The organism is Streptomyces sp. NPDC088923, assembly GCF_044749745.1.
GTDB lineage: Bacteria > Actinomycetota > Actinomycetes > Streptomycetales > Streptomycetaceae > Streptomyces.
Map to the genome: position 1 here is coordinate 339,093 of NZ_JBIVIO010000007.1, position 17,563 is coordinate 356,655.

At 73.9% G+C, this 17,563-nt stretch carries 14 protein-coding genes and 1 riboswitch; of the genes, 6 read left to right on the forward strand and 8 right to left on the reverse strand.

What is annotated here, in order from left to right; translation table 11 throughout:
• Positions 1-36 precede the first annotated feature (36 nt).
• On the reverse strand, positions 37-825 hold the full coding sequence (locus ACIP4O_RS25170; protein WP_401577746.1) for a 2,3-dihydro-2,3-dihydroxybenzoate dehydrogenase: 789 nt from the start codon (positions 823-825) through the stop codon (positions 37-39).
• Positions 822-1,811, reverse strand: coding sequence for an ABC transporter substrate-binding protein (locus ACIP4O_RS25175; RefSeq protein ID WP_401577748.1), 990 nt, complete (start codon positions 1,809-1,811; stop codon positions 822-824). Before ACIP4O_RS25175 ends, ACIP4O_RS25170 begins: the two co-directional genes overlap by 4 nt.
• Before the next feature lie 227 nt (positions 1,812-2,038).
• Here ACIP4O_RS25175 and ACIP4O_RS25180 point away from each other — a divergent pair, with 227 nt between their 5' ends.
• The 4 genes from ACIP4O_RS25180 (at position 2,039) to metE (ending at position 7,893) form a co-directional block, all read left to right on the forward strand.
• Positions 2,039-3,046 (forward strand): FecCD family ABC transporter permease, encoded by a 1,008-nt coding sequence (locus tag ACIP4O_RS25180; RefSeq protein ID WP_401577796.1) that lies wholly within the window; start codon positions 2,039-2,041, stop codon positions 3,044-3,046.
• Positions 3,043-4,161: a FecCD family ABC transporter permease gene (locus ACIP4O_RS25185; RefSeq protein ID WP_401577750.1), complete on the forward strand. Its 1,119-nt coding sequence runs from the start codon at positions 3,043-3,045 to the stop codon at positions 4,159-4,161. Before ACIP4O_RS25180 ends, ACIP4O_RS25185 begins: the two co-directional genes overlap by 4 nt.
• 8 nt (positions 4,162-4,169) lie before the next feature.
• Entirely contained in the window at positions 4,170-4,967 is a 798-nt protein-coding gene (locus tag ACIP4O_RS25190) for an ABC transporter ATP-binding protein (protein ID WP_401577752.1), read from the forward strand.
• A gap of 257 nt (positions 4,968-5,224) precedes the next feature.
• A riboswitch (cobalamin riboswitch) is annotated at positions 5,225-5,415 on the forward strand.
• A gap of 162 nt (positions 5,416-5,577) precedes the next feature.
• Positions 5,578-7,893 (forward strand): 5-methyltetrahydropteroyltriglutamate--homocysteine S-methyltransferase, encoded by a 2,316-nt coding sequence (metE, locus tag ACIP4O_RS25195; RefSeq protein ID WP_401577754.1) that lies wholly within the window; start codon positions 5,578-5,580, stop codon positions 7,891-7,893.
• A gap of 93 nt (positions 7,894-7,986) precedes the next feature.
• Here the strand turns inward: metE and ACIP4O_RS25200 are convergent, their stop codons facing one another.
• The 3 genes from ACIP4O_RS25200 to ACIP4O_RS25210 all read right to left on the reverse strand — a co-directional run bounded on the left by ACIP4O_RS25200 (position 7,987) and on the right by ACIP4O_RS25210 (position 11,721).
• Entirely contained in the window at positions 7,987-9,117 is a 1,131-nt protein-coding gene (locus ACIP4O_RS25200; protein ID WP_401577756.1) for a bifunctional 2-methylcitrate synthase/citrate synthase, read from the reverse strand.
• A gap of 128 nt (positions 9,118-9,245) precedes the next feature.
• Positions 9,246-10,151, reverse strand: a complete 906-nt coding sequence (gene prpB / locus ACIP4O_RS25205) for a methylisocitrate lyase (protein ID WP_401577759.1) — start codon at positions 10,149-10,151, stop codon at positions 9,246-9,248.
• A gap of 58 nt (positions 10,152-10,209) precedes the next feature.
• Positions 10,210-11,721 carry an MmgE/PrpD family protein gene (locus ACIP4O_RS25210; RefSeq protein WP_361326850.1) on the reverse strand — a complete coding sequence of 504 codons (1,512 nt, stop codon included), beginning with the start codon at positions 11,719-11,721 and terminating at the stop codon, positions 10,210-10,212.
• 317 nt (positions 11,722-12,038) lie between these two features.
• On the opposite strand from ACIP4O_RS25210, the gene ACIP4O_RS25215 reads away from it, so the two are divergent.
• Together ACIP4O_RS25215 and rfbB are read left to right on the forward strand one after the other, a co-directional pair.
• Positions 12,039-13,499, forward strand: coding sequence for a short-chain fatty acyl-CoA regulator family protein (locus ACIP4O_RS25215; RefSeq protein WP_401577760.1), 1,461 nt, complete (start codon positions 12,039-12,041; stop codon positions 13,497-13,499).
• Between the two features lie 22 nt (positions 13,500-13,521).
• On the forward strand, positions 13,522-14,517 hold the full coding sequence (gene rfbB, locus ACIP4O_RS25220; RefSeq protein ID WP_401577762.1) for a dTDP-glucose 4,6-dehydratase: 996 nt from the start codon (positions 13,522-13,524) through the stop codon (positions 14,515-14,517).
• Here rfbB and ACIP4O_RS25225 read toward each other — a convergent pair.
• The 3 genes from ACIP4O_RS25225 to fabV are packed head-to-tail and all read right to left on the reverse strand — an operon-like array spanning position 14,420 to position 17,293.
• The gene (locus ACIP4O_RS25225; RefSeq protein WP_401577764.1) at positions 14,420-15,217 is read right to left on the reverse strand and encodes a class I SAM-dependent methyltransferase; all 798 of its coding nucleotides are present in this window, start codon (positions 15,215-15,217) and stop codon (positions 14,420-14,422) included. The two genes, rfbB and ACIP4O_RS25225, sit on opposite strands and share 98 nt — an antisense overlap.
• Positions 15,214-16,023: a class I SAM-dependent methyltransferase gene (locus ACIP4O_RS25230; protein ID WP_401577766.1), complete on the reverse strand. Its 810-nt coding sequence runs from the start codon at positions 16,021-16,023 to the stop codon at positions 15,214-15,216. Before ACIP4O_RS25230 ends, ACIP4O_RS25225 begins: the two co-directional genes overlap by 4 nt.
• A 49-nt stretch (positions 16,024-16,072) precedes the next feature.
• Complete coding sequence (gene fabV / locus ACIP4O_RS25235; protein ID WP_401577768.1) at positions 16,073-17,293, reverse strand: enoyl-[acyl-carrier-protein] reductase FabV; 1,221 nt, start codon at positions 17,291-17,293, stop codon at positions 16,073-16,075.
• Positions 17,294-17,563: the final 270 nt, after the last annotated feature.

Sequence of the window (17,563 nt, forward strand, 5' to 3'; positions counted from 1 at the left end):
GGGGTGGGCGGCGTCTCGCGGGAGCGGGGCGGCGTCTCACGCGCGCAAGGTCGCGCCTCCGTCCACGTACAGGTCGTGCATCGTGATGTGGCGTGCGCGTTCCGAGGCGAGGAAGGTGACGGCGTCCGCGATGTCGGCGGGTTCGGCGATGCGGCCGAGCGGGATGCCGGTACGGAACGCGGTGGGGTGGCCCTCGATGACGCGGCGGGCGCCCGCCTCCTGGTCCTCGCCCCACATGGCGCGCTGCATCGCGGTGAGCGTGGAGCCGGGCGAGACGGTGTTGCAGCGGATGCCGTGCGGGGCGAGTTCGAGGCCGAGGCACTTCATGTACATCACGGTCGCGGCCTTCGAGGCGGCGTACGCGGCCATCCCGGCGCGCGGCACGCCCCCCGCGTTGGACGCGACGGTGACGAGGGCGCCGCGGCCGCGCGGGGTCATGCGGCGCGCGGCGGCGCGGGTGACGTGGAAGACGCCGGTGGTGTTGACGGCGAGGCTCGCGGACCAGTCGGCGTCGGTGAGTTCGGTGACGGGGCTCGTGCGCAGGATGCCCGCGACGCACGCGACGACGTCGAGCGGGCCGAGGGTGTCCTCGGCAAGCGCGAGCGCCGTTTCGGCGGCCGCCGCGTCGGTGACGTCGAGCGGGTGCGCGGTGATGGCGCCCGGACGGCGGGCGGCGAGGGCGCGGAGCTTGTCCGCGTCGGCGTCCGTCGCGAAGACACGCGCCCCCTCGCGTACGAAGGCCGCCACGACCGAGGCGCCGATCCCTTGCGCGGCACCGGTGACGAAGACGGCCTGGCCCGCGAACTCTCCCTCTGCCGCGCTCACTTGACCATCGCCGCCCGGATGTCCGCGAGGACGGATTCGGCGGCTTGGGCGCCACCGAGGCTGGTCCACTTGGAGCCGTCGACGACGGTCGCGTGCTTGTCCTTGACCGCCTTGAGGGCCCGGTAGGCGGGTTCGGCCTGGAGCTGCTTGAGCAGTCCGGACTCGCTTGTGGGGTCGAGGGTGCCGATGAAGAGCCAGTCGCCGTCGATCTCCTTGAGGTTCTCGTTGCTGATCGGCGTCGAGTGGCCCTCGCCCTGCTCCGCCTGGATGCCGGGCCGGGTGAGACCGAGGTCCTCGAGGACGTCGGAGACGAAGACTCCCTGCTGCATGACGGCGGTGCCCTTGGCGGAGTAGCGGGCGACGGAGACCTCGCTGCCCGCGCGGGCGCCGAGGTCCTTCTTGAGCGCGGCGGCCTTCTCGTCGTACCCGGTGAGGAACTTCTTCGCCTCGTTGCTCTTGCCGAGCGCCTTGCCCGTGAGGGTGAGCGAGGACTTCCAGTCCTTGTCCTTCCCGATCGTGACGAGGGTGGGGGCGACCTTTCTGAGCTGGGCGAGCACTTGGGTGTCGGCGAGTTGCCCGGCGAGGATCACATCGGGCTTCGCGGCGACGACCTTCTCGATGTCGGGGCCGGTCACGGTGCCGACGAGCGGGATCTTCGCGGCCTTGTCGGCGAGGTAGCCGGGGGCGCCCTTCTGGCCGCGGGCGGCGGTGAGGCCGACCGGGTCGACGCCGAGGGTGAGTGCGGAGTCGAGGTCCATCTCGCTGAGTACGACGACGCGTCGCGGGTGGGCGGGCGTCTTCACCGCCGTGCCGGTCGCGTCGGTGACGCTGACGGTGCTCTTGTCCGTTTTCGCCGTACCGGCCGCGTCGGAGGAGTCGTCGCCCGAACAGGCGGTCGCGGTCAGCAGACCGGCCCCGGCGAGCAGCGCCGCGAGCACGGTCGTGCGGCGGGTGGAGGAGCGAGGGGCGGACGGGCGGTGTGCCATGGATCGAGTTCTCCGTGAAGGGGGGACGAGGGACATGCCGCCGCAGGGACAAAGGGGGCGCAAGGCGCCGTTTCCCCTGCGTACGGAGGGTTTTCGGGCAGCGAGCAGCCCGCCGCACCGCCCACCGGACGGCGCGTTACTTAGGTTAGGCTAACCTCATGTTCATTACGCAAGGGCGTCCGGCTCCCCCCGGCCGGCGCACCGCACCGCTCACGGGCCGCGCGCCGGTGGTGTGGTGGAGCGCGGCGGGACTTCTCGTCCTCGTACTCGCGCTCGGACTGCTGTCGCTCCTGTTCGGTACGGGCTCGACGGGCCCGGGCCGCGCCTGGGACTACCTCACGGGTGACCCGGCGGCGCGCGCCGACGCGCAGGTGCGGCTCGCGGTGCACGACGTACGGCTGCCGCGCACCCTCGCGGCGCTCGTGGTCGGGTGCTGCCTCGGCGTCTCCGGCTGCCTGCTCCAGGCCGCGACGCGCAATCCGCTCGCGGAGACGGGGCTTCTCGGTGTCAACTCCGGTGCCGCCTTCGCCGTCGTCCTCGGACTGACGTGGGGCGGGGTCGGTTCGGCCGGGGGGCTCATGGTGTGCGCGCTGCTCGGGGGCACGGTGGCGAGCGCGATCGTGCTGCTGCTCGCGGCGAGCGGGCGCGCGGCGGGCGCGCCGCTGCGGCTCGTGCTCACCGGTTCGGCGCTCGGCGCGACGTTTCACGGCCTCACGGCGTACGTGCTGCTCGGCACGCAGTCGACCTTCGACACGTACCGCTACTGGACGATCGGCTCGCTCGCCGGGGTGAGGCTCGGCGACCTCGCGCTCCTCGCCCCGCTCGCCGCGCTCGGTCTCACCGGCGCGCTGCTGTGCGCGCGACCGCTCTCGGCGCTGGGGCTCGGCGACGACACGGCCCGCGCGCTCGGCCACCACCCGGGGCGCGTACGGCTCGCGGTCGCCGCCGCGGTCTCGCTGCTGACCGGCTGCGCGGTGGCCCTCGCGGGCCCGATCGCCTTCCTCGGTCTCCTCGCCCCCTACGCGGCTCGCACCCTGACGGGCCCCCGGCTCGCGGCGCAACTCGTCCTGTCGGCGCTCTTCGCCGTGAACATCCTGCTCTTCGCCGATCTCCTCGCCCGCCTGGTGATCCGCCCCTGGGAGACTCCGGTGAGCGTGCTCCTCGCCTTCGTCGGGGGCCCGCTGCTCGTCTGGATCGCGCGCTCGCCGCGCCTGTCGACGGCGGGTGCGGCATGAGCACGTACGAACCGGCCCGGCCGGAGCGCGACACCGGCCATGCCTTGCCTCCCGGCGCGGGCGCCCCTGTCACCCCGCCCGACAGCACGGTGCTGCGCACCGGCGCACTCTCCTGGCTCCTCCCCCGTCGCTCCCTCCTCCTCGCGTCGTGTCTCGCGCCCGTCCTCCTCGCGGTCGTCTGCCTCGCCGTGCTCGCCAGTTCGACCGGCATGAGCGCCGGGGAGAGCCTGCGGGGCCTCTTCGGAGCGGGGGACGCGGCGAGCACCATGGTGGTACGGGAGTTCAGGCTGCCGCGGATCGTCGTGGGGCTGCTCGTCGGGGCCGCGCTCGGGGTCGCGGGGTGTCTCACGCAGACGCTCGCGGGCAACCGTCTCGCCACGCCCGACCTCGTCGGCGTCAACGAGGGCGCGACGGCCGCCGTCGTGGCCTCGGTCGCGGGGTCCACGACCGGGATGCTCGGCGCCTGGTGGCTCGGACCGCTCGGCGCGGCGGGGGCCGCCGTGCTCGTCGTGCTGTGCGCGGGAGGTGCCGGCGCGGCCGGGTACCGGTTGCTCGTCACGGGCATCGGCGTCTCGACGTTCGTCGGCGCGGTGAGCGACCTCGTGATGTCGCGCCAGAACCAGGCGACGGCGGGCGGCGTGTTCCTGTGGACGGTGGGCAGCCTCAACGGCCGCGACTGGGCGGTGGGCGGCCCGCTCCTCGTGATCCTCGCGGTGCTGCTCCCGTTCGCGCTCGCCGCGGGCCACCGGCTGCAGTTGCTGCGCTTCGACGACGACACGGCGACCGCGCTCGGCGCGGACCCGCGCCGCGTGCGCGCCCTCGCGCTCGCGGTGGCGGTGGGGCTCGCGGGGGTCGCGGTCGGTGTCGGCGGGCCGATCGGGTTCGTCGCACTCGCCGCACCGGTGCTCGCCGCCCGGCTCGCGGGCCCCACGCGCGTACCCGTCACGGGCGCGGCCCTCACCGGCGCGTTCCTCGTCGCCGCCGCCGACGCCCTCGGCCGGGTCGTGGCGCCCGTCGAGATACCCGCAGGGGTCGTCACGAGCGTGCTCGGCGGCCCCTTCCTGCTCTGGGTCCTGCTCCGTCAGGACCGGGGCCGCCCCTCCCGAAAGGCGTGAGCGCTCCCATGACCACCACCACCGGGACGCCCGCGGGGCTCCTGATCAGCGGCCTGCGCGCGGGCTATCCGGGCCGCCCCGTCGTCCGGGACGTCGACCTCACCGTGCCCGCCGGACAGGTCGCCGCGATCGTCGGCCCCAACGGCTGCGGCAAATCGACCCTGTTGCGCACGATCGCGCGCCTGCACCCCGCCGAGGCCGGTACGGTCCACGCCGCGGGCGCCGATCTGTGGGCGCTCGACCGCCGTCGGGCGGCCCGCCACGTCGCGCTGCTCCCCCAATCCCCCCGGGCACCCGAGGCGGTGACGGTCGCCGGGCTCGTACGGTACGGCCGCCACCCGCACCAGGGCCTGCTGCGCCAGTGGTCGCGCGCCGACGAGGAGGCGGTACGGGCCGCGCTCGCCGCGACGGGGACGCTCGACCTCGCCGGGGAGCGCCTCGACCGGCTCTCGGGCGGCCAGCGTCAGCGCTGCTGGCTCGCGATGGTCCTCGCCCAGGACACCCCGCTCGTCCTGCTCGACGAGCCGACGTCGGCGCTCGACCCGGGCCACGTCGTGGACGTGCTGCGCCTGGTCCGCGAGGTCGCGGCGGCGGGCCGTACGGTTGTGATGGTCCTGCACGACCTCTCGGCGGCGGCCCGCAGCGCGGATCTCCTGATCGCGATGAAGGACGGCCGGATCGTGGCGGAGGGGGCCCCGGCCGCGGTCGTGGACGAAGCGCTGGTCAAGGAGGTCTACGGCCTGGACGCCGACATCCTGCGCGCCCCCGGCGACGGCGCGCCCGTGGTGGTGCCGAGGGCGAGGTAGGGATGCGCCCCCCCGGCACGCAGTACGTCGACCTCGCAGCCCGGCGCGTACGGGCCGAAGCCGCCGACGTCGACATGCTCCCCAGGCCGGGGCTCGATCTCGACCCGGCGGAACCGGTGAGCCGCGTCCTGCTGCGGGGCCGCCGCATTCTCGACCCCGTCGACACCACGGGGATCACAGCGAGGGCTGAGCCGGAAGTCCACTCCCCGAACTCCCCCGCCTCCTCCGTCCCCCCACCCCCTACACTGCCCGCAGCAGCTGGTTCGCCCCGTCCGCCAGGCGGGAGCGTCGCAAGAGGGAACCCGGTGGGAATCCGGGACTGCCCCGCAGCGGTGAGCGGGAACGACCGCCGTCATACGCACTGGGCCCGGGTACGGGTCTGGGAAGCGACGGCCAGTAGGTGTCCTCCGTCAGGAGGGCGTGCCCGCGAGTCCGAAGACCTGCCAGCCGCCCGGACGCGCGCCGAAAGCGCGCCCGGACATCCCGGTGACCTCGTGGGCGGGTCGGCGTGCACAGAGGGCGGACGCGTCAGCTCCCGCCCCCTTCGCCGTTCCTTCGCGCCCCGTGGACACCCGGGATCTCAGGGATTCATCTCGCGAAGGAGATCTCCGTGACACCGAAGTCCGCAGCCGCGGCAGCACGGGCCACCGTGTACGGCTACCCCCGTCAGGGCCCCGACAGGGAGCTGAAGAAGGCGGTCGAGGGCTACTGGAAGGGCCGCGTCGACGCCGCGCGCCTCCACGACACCGCACGCGAACTGCGCGCCGCCGCCTGGCGGCAGCTCGCCTCCGACGGCGCCGACGAAGTCCCCACCGGGGACTTCTCCCTCTACGACCACGTGCTCGACACGAGCGTCATGGTCGGCGCGATCCCGGCGCGGCACCGCGCCGCCGTCGCGGCCGACGCGCTCGACGGCTACTTCGCCATGGCGCGCGGCACGCAGGACGTCGCGCCGCTGGAGATGACGAAGTGGTTCGACACGAACTACCACTACCTGGTCCCCGAGCTGGACCCGGACACGGAGTTCACCGCCGACTCCTCGAAGCAGGTGGGCGAGCTGCGCGAGGCGCTCGCGCTCGGGCTGCGCGCGCGGCCCGTCCTCGTCGGCCCGGTCACCTACCTCCTGCTCGCCAAGGCCGCCCCCGGTACGGAGGACACTTTCGCGCCGCTGAGCCTGCTCGACCGGCTCCTTCCCGTGTACGAGGAAGTCCTCGCCGATCTGCGCGCGGCCGGCGCGGAGTGGGTCCAGCTCGACGAGCCCGCGCTCGTCCAGAACCGCACCCCCGCCGAACTCGCCGCCGCCGAACGGGCCTACGCGTATCTCGGCGGCCGTGGCGACCGCCCGAAGCTGCTGGTCGCGAGCTACTTCGACCGGCTCGGCGAGGCGCTCCCCGTCCTCGCGAAGGCCCCCGTGGACGGGCTCGCGCTCGACTTCACCAAAGCGGCCGCCGCGAATCTCGACGCGCTCGCCGCCGCCGGGGGCCTGCCCGGCAAGCGGCTCGTCGCCGGGGTCGTCGACGGGCGCAACATCTGGACCGGCGATCTGGAGCGGGCCCTCGCGACGCTCGGCACCCTGCTCGGTCTCGCGGACCGCGTCGACGTGGCCGCGTCCTGCTCGCTGCTCCACGTGCCGCTGGACGCCGCGCGCGAGAAGGACGTCGATCCGCAGGTCCTGCGCTGGCTCGCCTTCGCCCGGCAGAAGACCGCCGAGGTCGCGACGCTCGCCAAGGCGCTGAGCCGCGGCACGGAGGCGGTCGCCGCCGAACTCGCCGCCAACCGCGCCGTGCTCGCCTCGCGCGAAGCGTCCTCGCTCACCCACGACCCGGCGGTCCGGGCCCGTACGGCGGCGGTGACCGACGCCGAGACGCGCCGCAGGTCCCCGTACGAGGAGCGCGCCGCCGCCCAGCGCGCGCATCTCGCGCTGCCGCCGCTGCCCACCACGACGATCGGGTCCTTCCCGCAGACGGACACGCTGCGCGCGGCGCGCGCCGACCTGCGCTCCGGGCGCATCGACGAGGCCGGGTACGAGCAGCGCGTCGAGGAGGAGATCCGCAGGGCCGTCTCCTTCCAGGAGGAGACCGGGCTCGACGTCCTCGTGCACGGCGAACCCGAGCGCAACGACATGGTGCAGTACTTCGCCGAGCGACTGGACGGCTACCTCGCGACGCGGCACGGCTGGGTGCAGTCGTACGGGACGCGGTACGTGCGCCCGCCGGTGCTCGCGGGGGACATCTCGCGGCCCGCGCCGATGACGGTGCGCTGGACCTCGTACGCGCGGTCGCTCACCGCGAAGCCGGTCAAGGGGATGCTGACCGGACCCGTGACGATGCTCGCGTGGTCCTTCGTGCGGGACGACCAGCCGCTCGCCGAGACGGCGCGGCAGGTCGCGCTCGCGCTGCGGGACGAGGTGCGGGACCTGGAGGAGGCGGGGACGCGTGTCATCCAGGTGGACGAGCCCGCGCTGCGCGAAACGCTTCCGCTGCGCGCCGCGGAGCGTCCCGCCTACCTGGCGTGGGCGACCGAGGCCTTCCGCCTCACGACAAGCGGCGTCGCCGACGCCACGCAGGTGCACACGCACATGTGCTACGCGGAGTTCGGCGACATCGTGGACGCGATCGACGACCTGGACGCCGACGTCATCAGCCTGGAGGCGGCGCGCTCGCACATGCGGATCGCGCACGAGCTCGCGGCGCACGGGTACCCCCGCGAGGCGGGACCCGGCGTGTACGACATCCACTCGCCGCGCGTCCCCGGAGCGGACGAGGTCGCGGCGCTGCTGCGCACGGGGCTCAAGGCGATCCCCCCGGAGCGGCTGTGGGTCAACCCGGACTGCGGTCTGAAGACGCGCGGGTGGGCGGAGACGCGGGAGTCGCTGGAGCACCTCGTGGCGGCGGCCCGTACGGTGCGGGGCGAGCTGGACGCGTGACCTCCTGAGGCGGGGCGGGACGCGTCACGGCGTCCCGCCCCGTCCCGTATCCGCCGGGCGGGACCTCCCCGTCACCGCCCGGCGGACGACCGTTCAGCCCTTCGGCACCTCGCGCTGCGCCACGCCGTCGTAGGAGGCGAGCGGGCGGATCAGCGAGTTGTGCGAGAGCTGCTCGATGATGTGCGCGGTCCACCCCGTGATGCGGCTCATCACGAAGATGGGCGTGAAGACGGGGGTGTCGAAGCCCATGAGGTGGTAGGCGAGACCGGCCGGGTAGTCCAGGTTCGGGTGGATCTGCTTGCGCTCGAACATGGCCTCGCGCAGCGCCGCGTGGAGCTTGTCGAGGCGCGGGGCCTCGGGGTTGTCGCTCTGCTCCACGAGGCGGTCGAGCGCGCCCTGCATGATCGGGACGCGCGAGTCGCCGTTCTTGTAGACGCGGTGCCCGAAGCCCATGATCTTGCGCTTCTCGGCGAGCGCCTGGTCCAGCCAGCGCGCGGCGTCGGCCGGGTCGCGCACCTCGTCGAGCATGTCCATCACGGCCTCGTTGGCGCCGCCGTGCAGGGGACCCTTGAGCGCGCCGATCGCGCCGGTGACCGCGCTGTAGAGGTCGGAGAGCGTCGAGGTGATGACGCGCGCGGTGAAGGTCGAGGCGTTGAAGCTGTGCTCGGCGTAGAGCGTGAGGGAGATCTCGAAGCAGCGCACGACCTCCTTGTCCGGCACCTCCCCGAAGCACATGTGGAAGAAGTTCTCGGCGTAGCCGAGCTCCGGGTCGGGGGCGATCGGGTCGAGACCGCGGCGGCGGCGCTGGTGGGCCGCGACGACGGTGGGGAGCTTCGCGAAGAGGGAGAGCGACTTCGCGAGGTTGGCGTCCTCGCCGTTGTCGTCCTCGCGCGGGTCCTCGGCCCCGAAGAGGCTCACCGCGGTGCGCAGGACGTCCATCGGGTGGCACGTCTCGGGCAGCCGGGCGAGCAGCTCGGACTCGGTGCGGTTGAGGGGGCGCAGGGCGCGCTCGGCGGCCTCGAACTCGGCGAGCTGCTTCTCGTCGGGGAGTTCGCCGTGCCACAGCAGGTAGGAGACGGCCTCGAAGGAGTGGTGCGCGGCGAGGTCCTGCACCGCGTAGCCGCGGTAGGTGAGGGAGTTGGTCTCCTGGATGACGGTGGAGACCTCGGTGGTGTCGGCGTAGACGCCGGCGAGACCGCGGTGGATCTCCGGGGTGCTGGTCATGGGTGGTGCCTCCGGGAGGAGTGGTGGTGCCGGGGTGCGTACGGATGCTTCACGTGGGGCGGCACGGGCCGGGGTCCGGGCGCGCGAGGGGGCTCGGCGCCCGGACCGCCCGGGAACGTACCGGCCGCTCAGGCGTCCGGCGGGAGCGTGAAGTCGAAGACCGCGGAGTCGAAGGACGAGTACGCCTCGTAGTCGAGGAGTTCGTACAGCCGCGAGCGGGTCTGCATCTTCGGCAGGAGCGACTCCTGCGTGCCCTCCGCCTTGACGGTGCGCAGCCCGTCCTCGACGGCGCCCATCGCGAGCCGCAGGAACGTCACGGGGTAGAGCGCGATGTTGTAGCCGAGGTCTTCGAGGGTCCGCGCCGTGAGGAGCCTGCCCTTGCCGAACTCGGTCATGTTGGCGAGCAGCGGAACGTCCACGGCCTTGCGGAACGCCTCGAACTCCGCCTCGTTCGCGAGCGCTTCGGGGAAGATCGCGTCGGCCCCCGCGTCGACGTACGCCTTGGCGCGGTCGATCGCGGCCTCCAGGCCCTCGATGGCGCGCGCGTCGGTGCGTGCCATGAGGAGGAAGTCCGGGTCCCGGCGCGCGTCGACGGCGGCGCGGACACGGCGGCTCATGGTGTCGCGCTCGACGACGGACTTGCCGTCGAGGTGCCCGCAGCGCTTGGGGTTGACCTGGTCCTCCAGGTGCAGCCCGGCGAGCCCGGCGTCCTCCAGGAGCTGGACGGTGCGCGCGGCGTTCATGGGCTCGCCGAAGCCGGTGTCGGCGTCGATGAGGACGGGCAGGTCGGTGGCGCGCGTCGTCTGCTGGGCGCGCGCGGCGATCTCGGTGACCGTCGTCAGGCCGATGTCCGGCAGCCCGAGGTCGGCGGCGAGGACCGCGCCCGAGAGGTACGCGGCCTCGAAGCCGGTGTCCTCGATGAGCTTCGCCGAGAGCGGGTTGATGGCGCCCGGCATCTGGAGCAGGCGGCCCGTCGCGAGCCGCTCGCGCAGGGCGCGGCGGCGCTGGGCCGGGGTGGTGCGGGTGTGCAGCATCAGGACGGGTCCTTCCGCTTGGTGCGGACGCGGGTACGCGTGGGGCGTGTCCCGGGCATCAGAAGACGCCCTTCGGCAGCTTCGCGTCGTAGGCGGCGACGGCCTCGGTGTCGACCTCGGGGAAGAGGCCGTCGAGGTCGCTCGCGCTCAGCTCGGCCAGGTGCTCGGCCGCGCCGAGGAAGCGGTCCTGCGCCTCGGGCGTGACGATGTTCTCGGCGAGGGTGCGGAACTTGCCCTGGTAGGCCGGGCGGTCGAAGGGCCGGGCCCCGGCCGGGTGCGCGTCGGCCACGCCCAGCTCGTCCTCGATCACGGTGCCGTCGTCGAGCGTGACGACGGCGCGGGCACCGAAGGCGCGCTGCTGCGGGTCGGGGTCGTGGTAACGGCGGGTCCACTCGGGGTCCTCGACCGTGGTGATCCTCTGCCACAGCGCGATCGTGTCGGGGCGGGCGGCGCGCTCGGGCGCGTAGGAGCGCTCGTGGTGCCAGGCGCGGTCCTGGAGGGCGACGGCGAAGATGTAGGGGACCGAGTGGTCGAGCGTCTCGCGGCTCGCCTTCGGGTCGTACTTCTGCGGGTCGCCCGCGCCGGAGCCGATGACGTTGTGCGTGTGGTGGCTCGTGTGGAGCACGATCGAGGCGACGCGGTCGAGCGGGATCTTCTCGCCCATGCGGCGGGCGAGGTCGATGAGCGCCTGCGCCTGGTACTCGGCGGAGTGCTCCTTGGTGTACGTGTCGAGGATGCCGCGCCGGGCCTCGCCCGCCTCGGGCAGCCACACCGTGTAGTCGGAGCCGGGGCCGTCGAGCATCCAGGCGAGGAAGCCGTCCTCACCCTCGTAGATCGGCGAGGGCGAGCTCTCGCCGCGCATCGCGCGGTCGACGGCCTCGATCGCGGCCTTGCCGGCGAAGGCCGGGGCGTACGCCTTCCAGCTGGAGATCTCGCCCTTGCGGGACTGGCGGGTCGAGGTGGTGGTGTGCACGGCCTGCTGGATCGCCTGGTAGACGGTCTCGGTGGGCAGCCGCAGGAGTGCGCCGAGCCCGCCCGCGGTCGCGGCGCTGAGGTGCGCGACGTGGTCGATGCGGTGCGCGTGCAGGCAGATGCCCTTGACGAGCGCGACGTGGAGCTCGTACGCGGCGACGACACCGCGGAGCACGTCCGCGCCGGTGCGCCCGGTGTGCTGGGCGACGGCGAGGATCGGCGGGATGTTGTCGCCGGGGTGCGAGTAGTCGGCGGCGAGGTAGGTGTCGTGGAAGTCCAGCTCGCGCACCGCGGTTCCGTTGGCCCACGCGGCCCACTCGGGGCTCACCCGGCCCTGCGCGCCGAAGACCCTCGCCCCGGTGCCCGGGGCGCCCGCGCGGTGTGCGAGGGCCTGGGCCCGGGCGACGGCGACGGGGCGGCGGACGAGCGAGGCCATGGCGACCGAGGCGTTGTCGATGACCCGGTTGACGGCCATCGCGGCGCTCTCGGGGTCGGGCTCGACGGTGCCGGTGGCGACGGTGGCGAGCTTCCAGGCCAGCTGGTCCTCACGGGGCAGGCGGTCCGCACTGGGGTGCACGCGGACGTGGTGCTCGATCACAGGGCTCCTCACGAAGACGGGAAACTTAACTGAGATCATCAACCCTGCCCCTCGGAGCCGCCGGTTACCAGTCCGTAGGGGTGTGGAATCCGTACAGTCGCCACGGACGGTTCTGCGAAATCTGCGAATGGTAAATTCACAAGCGGTCCCGGGCCACCGGGGCGGCGGCTTTTCGCCGGGAGTGGAACCGCTGTTCGCAAGGAAAGCGTCTCTTCGCCGGACGGGGGCGCGCGGTGGACGACGGGGGGCGCGCGGCGGCTACGGCGCGCGGTGGGGCGCCTGCGGGGCGCGGCAGGGCACGCGAGGAGGTACGGGGCATGGCCGGCAGGGACGGCAAGCTGTACGCGCACGCCAAGCTGCGCCGGCTGCGCCGCGAGCGGGGCCTCAACCAGGTCGAGATGGCGCGCGCGCTCGGCATCTCGACGAGCTACGCCAACCAGATCGAGCAGGGCCAGCGCCCGCTGACCGTCCCGGTGCTGCTGCGGCTGGAGGAGGTCTTCGGGGTCGGCGCCGAGTACTTCTCGGTCGCCGACGAGGCACGTCTGACGACCGACGTGCGGGCGGCGCTCGCGGACGAGGCGAGCGGCATCGCGTCGCCCCCGCCCGAGGAGATCGCCGAGGCGGTGCGCGACCACCCCGGCCTCGCCCGCGCTCTCGTCGCCCTGCACCGCCGCTACCGGGACGCCGCCGAGCGGGCGGCGGTGCTCGCGGACCCCGCCTCGGGCTCCCCTCCCCCGCCCGCGGGGGAGCCGCACGACGAGGTACGGGACTTCTTCTACGCGCACCACAACCACTTCGCGCGCATCGACGCCGCCGCCGAGCGGACCGCCGAGGCCCTCGGCCTCGCCCCGGGCCGCTGCGCCGACCCGCTCACGACGCACCTGGCCGAGCGCCACGGCGTCCGGGTCCTCACCGCCGCGCCCGGCAGGACGGCCGACGCCCGCCGCTTCGACGCGGAGACCCGCCGGCTCTTCCTCTCGCCGTGGCTCACCGAGGGCCAGCGCGCCTTCCAGCTCGCGACCCAGCTCGCACTCATCGAGCAGGGCGCGCTGATCGACGAGGTCGCGGGCGACGGGACGCGCCTGACCTCGCCCGCCTCGGTGACGCTCGCGCGGATAGGGCTCGCGAACTACTTCGCGGGCGCCCTCCTCATGCCGTACGGGACCTTCCACGGCGCGGCGGAGGAGACGCGCTACGACATCGAGTTGCTGTCGGCGCGCTTCGGCGTCGGCTTCGAGACGGTGTGCCACCGCCTGAGCACCCTCCAGCGCGAGGGCCGCCGCGGCGTGCCCTTCTCGTTCCTGCGCGTGGACCGCGCGGGGAACATCTCCAAGCGCCAGTCGGCGACGGCGTTCCACTTCTCCCGGCTCGGCGGCACGTGCCCGCTGTGGACGGTGTACGAGGCGTTCTCCGCGCCGGGGCGCATGCTCACGCAGGTCGCGGAGATGCCGGACGGCAAGCGGTACTTCTGGGTCGCGCGCACGGTGGTGCGGGGCGGGCTCGGGCACCACGCGCCGCGCGCCGAGTTCGCGCTCGCGCTCGGCTGCGAACTGCGCCACGCGCACCGCCTCGTGTACGCGGAGGGCATCGCGCTCGACGACCCTCGCGCCGCGACCCCGATCGGCCTGGGCTGCCGGATCTGCGAGCGCCGCGACTGCGCGCAGCGGGCGAGACCCCCGGCGGGCGGACTGCTCGCGATCGACCCCGACCGGCGCCCCACGGTTCCGTACCAGGTGCGCAGCAATGCTCAAGGCCCCGTCAGGAACACCTCCGCATGACCCCCACCAGGAGCGCCCGCGCATGACCTCCCTCCTCGTCACCGGTGCGGCCGGTTTCATCGGCTCGCACTTCACCCGCTACTGGCTGGAGAAGCACCCGGAGGACTCCCTCGTCGCCTTCGACGCGCTCACCTACGCGGGCGTACGCGCGAATCTCGCGGACGTCGCGGACCGGATCACGTTCGTGCGGGGCGACATCGCGGACGGCCCGCTCGTGGCCCGTGTCCTCGCCGAGCACCGGGTCGAGGTCGTCGTGAACTTCGCCGCCGAGTCGCACAACAGCCTCGCCGTGCTCGCCCCCGACCGCTTCTTCCGTACGAACGTGCTCGGCACGCAGACGCTCCTGGAGGCCTGCCGGCGGCTCGGTGTCGCGCGCTTCCACCACGTCTCGACGTGCGAGGTGTACGGGGATCTCGCGCTGGACGCGGAGGAGGCGTTCACCGAGGAGTCGCCGTACCGCCCTCGCACGCCGTACAGCGCGAGCAAGGCGGGCGCGGACCACGCGGTGCGCGCGTACTACGAGACGTACGGTCTGCCGGTGACGCTGACGAACTCGGCGAACAACTACGGTTCGCACCAGTTCCCTGAGAAGGTGCTCCCGCTCTTCACGACGCGCGCGCTCGACGGCCTGGACCTGCCCGTGTACGCCTCGCGCGAGAACCGCCGCGAGTGGATTCACGTGCGCGACCACGTCCGGGCGATCGCGGCGGTGCTGCACGCCGGCCGCATCGGTGAGACGTACCACGTGGGGACGGGGAGCGAGCTGGGCGTGGGCGCCCTCGCCGAGCACATCCTCACCGAACTCGGCCTCCCGCTCTCCCTGTTGCGCACGGTGCCGGACCGCCCGGGGCACGACCGCCGCTACCTGCTGGACTCCTCGAAGCTGCGCGCGGAACTGGGCTGGCGCCCCCGCGTCGACCTCACGACGGGCCTGCGCGAGACGATCCACTGGTACGCGAGCCACCGCGCCTGGTGGGAGCCGCTGCGCGGGCTGAGCCCGGTGGTGGAGGGGCGGTAGGCCGCTCAGGGCGCCGCCACACCAGCACGTACCGCCAGAGGAGGCGTCTGCGCACGCGCGCGCCGGGGAGGACGCGTGCGGCGGTGCGCCGGATCTCGGGGAGGCCCGTCGTCGCGGGGCGGGTCGGCGCGGTCATGGCGAGGGGCCGGGGAACCCGCCCGCCCCCGGGGTGCTTCCACCAGGCCACCGCGGTGTTGACGACGAGGGCGAGGAGGCTCACGGCGCGGTCCGCGAGAGTCTCTTCCCGGTAAAGCCCGACGATCACGAGGGTGCCGCCGGGGGCGAGACGCGCGCGGAACGAGGCCAGGGCCTCGACGAGCGGCAGGTGGTGGAGCGCGGCGACGCAGGTCACGACGGTGTACGGGCCCGGGGCTGCCCCTTCGTCGAGGGCGTCCGCCGTGGCGAAGGCGACCGGCACCGCTTCCGGGGTGGCCGCGCGTGCCTTCGCGACGATGCCCGGGTCCTTGTCGATCCCCGTCACCGCATCGGCCCGGCGGGCGAGGAGCCGGGCGAGGTCCCCGCTGCCGCAGCCCACGTCGAGCGCGGGCCCGAAGCGGCGGGGCAGGCGGCGCAGGACCGCGCGGTGGTAGTGGGCGTTGTGGTCCCAGGGGCGCGCGTCGTGGAAGCGCCCGAGCGCGGCGAGCAGGCGCGCCGCGGTGTCCGCGCCGCCCCGTACCCCGGTCCCCCGCGCGCTCCTCACCGGCGCCCGTGCGCGAGCAGCGCCGCGTGGGGCAGGCGCAACATGCCGTCCGGGTCTGCGAATTCAACGCTGAAGCGGTCGAAACTCCGCTTGATCGCGGCCCGCACCTGCGGCGTCTGAGCCCGCACCAGCTGTCCGCTGGAGGCGACCCCGCCCGCCGGGGCGCTCCACCACTCCTCGGGACTCGCCCGGTGGTCCCAGCTCAGCGTCTCGCACGCCGCGTCCCCGAGACCGCCCGTCGCGAGGAGCGCGCCGAGCCCTTGCTCGTCGCGCGGAAAGTCCTCGTCCGGCTCCAGACCGCCAGGGAGGTGCGGGGGCCGCACGGCACCGCCCGCCGCGATCGCGCGCCCGAGGAGCGCCTGCCCCGGCGCCGGGGGCTTCGCCCAGATCGTCACGGCGACGCGCCCTCCGGCCCGTACGACGCGACGCAGCTCTTCGAGCGCTGCGCGGGGCCGGCCGACGTGGTTCAGTACGAAATTGGCCACGACGGCATCGAACTCACCGCTCTCGAAGGGAAGTTCCGGCAGCAGCGCGGTCCGGAGCTCCGCCTGAGGAGCGGTCCGGGCCGCGAGAGCGAGCATGCTCGGCTCCGGGTCCACGGCCGTCACGCGCGCCCCGCGCGCGAGCGCCGCCGCCGCGACGGTCCCCGTCCCCGTCCCGACGTCGAGCACGCGCGTGCCATCCCCCACACCCGCCGCGTCGAGCAGGTGCTCCACCGGGTACGCGCACAGCTTGGCGAAGCTCGCCGCGTACGCGTCCCCGCGTCCGGCCCAGATCAGCCGCTCACTCTCGTCGAACACCGTCACAGGGGCTCCTCCCGCCTGGTCGCGAGAGGCCACCCTAGAAGCCGGTGGATCACGCCGGGATAAGCCCCGGCCACGGGACGTCCGTCTCGACCGGGGCCGTGTAGTCGACTCCCGGCACCGAGAAGCCGTACAGGCGGCGCACCTCCGCGCGGAACCAGTCGACGTCGGCGAGGTCCGCGACCGTCTCCGTGGTGACGGCCTCCCAGCGTTCCGCGACCGCCGCCTGTACGTTCTCCGCGAGTTCCCAGGTGTCGAGGCGGACGCGGCCCTCGGCGTCGGCGGTGAGCGGGCTCGTCCCGGTGAGCTGGTCCCACAGGCGGGCGAGCTGACGCACCGGCGGGACGAGGCGCGTACCGAGCACGGCGCGCAGCAGGCTCGTGTACAGGGCGATGCCGGGGACGGCCGTGGACGACTGCGTGACGGCGGCGCCGTTGACGGAGGTCACGGCCCGGCCGCCGACCGTCTTCGCGAGGCGCTCGTGCAGGGTGCGCGCGGTGGCCTCCAGGTGGGTCTTGGCCGCGCCGATCGTGCCCTGCCGGTAGATCGCCGCCGTGAGCGGCGAGCCGATGTAGGAGAGCGCGACGGTCGTGAAGCCCTCGGCGAGCAGTCCGCGCGCGGCGAGCCGGTCGATCCAGCGCTCCCAGTCCGCGCCGCCCATGACGGCGACGGTCTGCGCGATGTCGTCCCCCTCGGCCGCTTCCGCCCCCACCTCGCGGACGTCGGGGGTGCCGTCCGCGTCGAAGACGAGGGTCTTCGTGCGGTGCGGGGCGCCGATCGGCTTGAGGACGGAGGTGTACGTGGTGCCCGTGTCGGGGTCGGTACGGCGGGGCGCGGCCACGGAGTAGACGAGGTGGTCGAGCCGGCCGCCGAAGCGGCGCTCGACGAGGTCGGCCACCTCGTCCTTCAGCCCGTCGGAGAACGCGTCCCCGTTGAGGAACACCAGGTCGCGCCCGGCGTCCTGTGCGAGCGCGGCGGTGGCGGCCGTGCGGTACCAGCCCGCCGTCGCGGTACGCCGCGCGGTGGGCCCCTTCTCGAAGGACACCGCGATGCCACGTATCCCGGCCCGCTTGAGCCCGGCGAGCGTGGCCGCGAGCCCGTACCCGGCCGACGAGCCGATGACGAGGGCGACAGGTCCCTCGCCCGCCGGCGGCGCCACGACGGGCTCCGGGCACGCGTCCCACATGTCGGTGACGAGGCGCGCGCAGCCCGCCGGGTGGGCGTCGAGAAAGAGGAAGCCTCGGTTGCGGGGGGTGAGAACGCGCTCGGTCATGAAGGGCAGTCCTTGCGTCGGGGAGAGGGGGGCGGCAAGTGCGCGGTCCCGCTGAACCGGCACGTCGCATCACCACGTACGGCAAGTCTGCGAGTGCGGCGGACCACGCGGAGCCCCCGGCCGCGACAAGGATCGGTCGCCGCTCTTGGCGCATCCCGCCCTTTCGGAGGTGACGCGGGACGGCCCCGCGTCCGCCGGGTGGGGACGCGGGGCCGTGGAAACCGGTCGGTCAGCCCTTGCGGGTGTTGACCTCTTCGGTGAGCTGCGGGA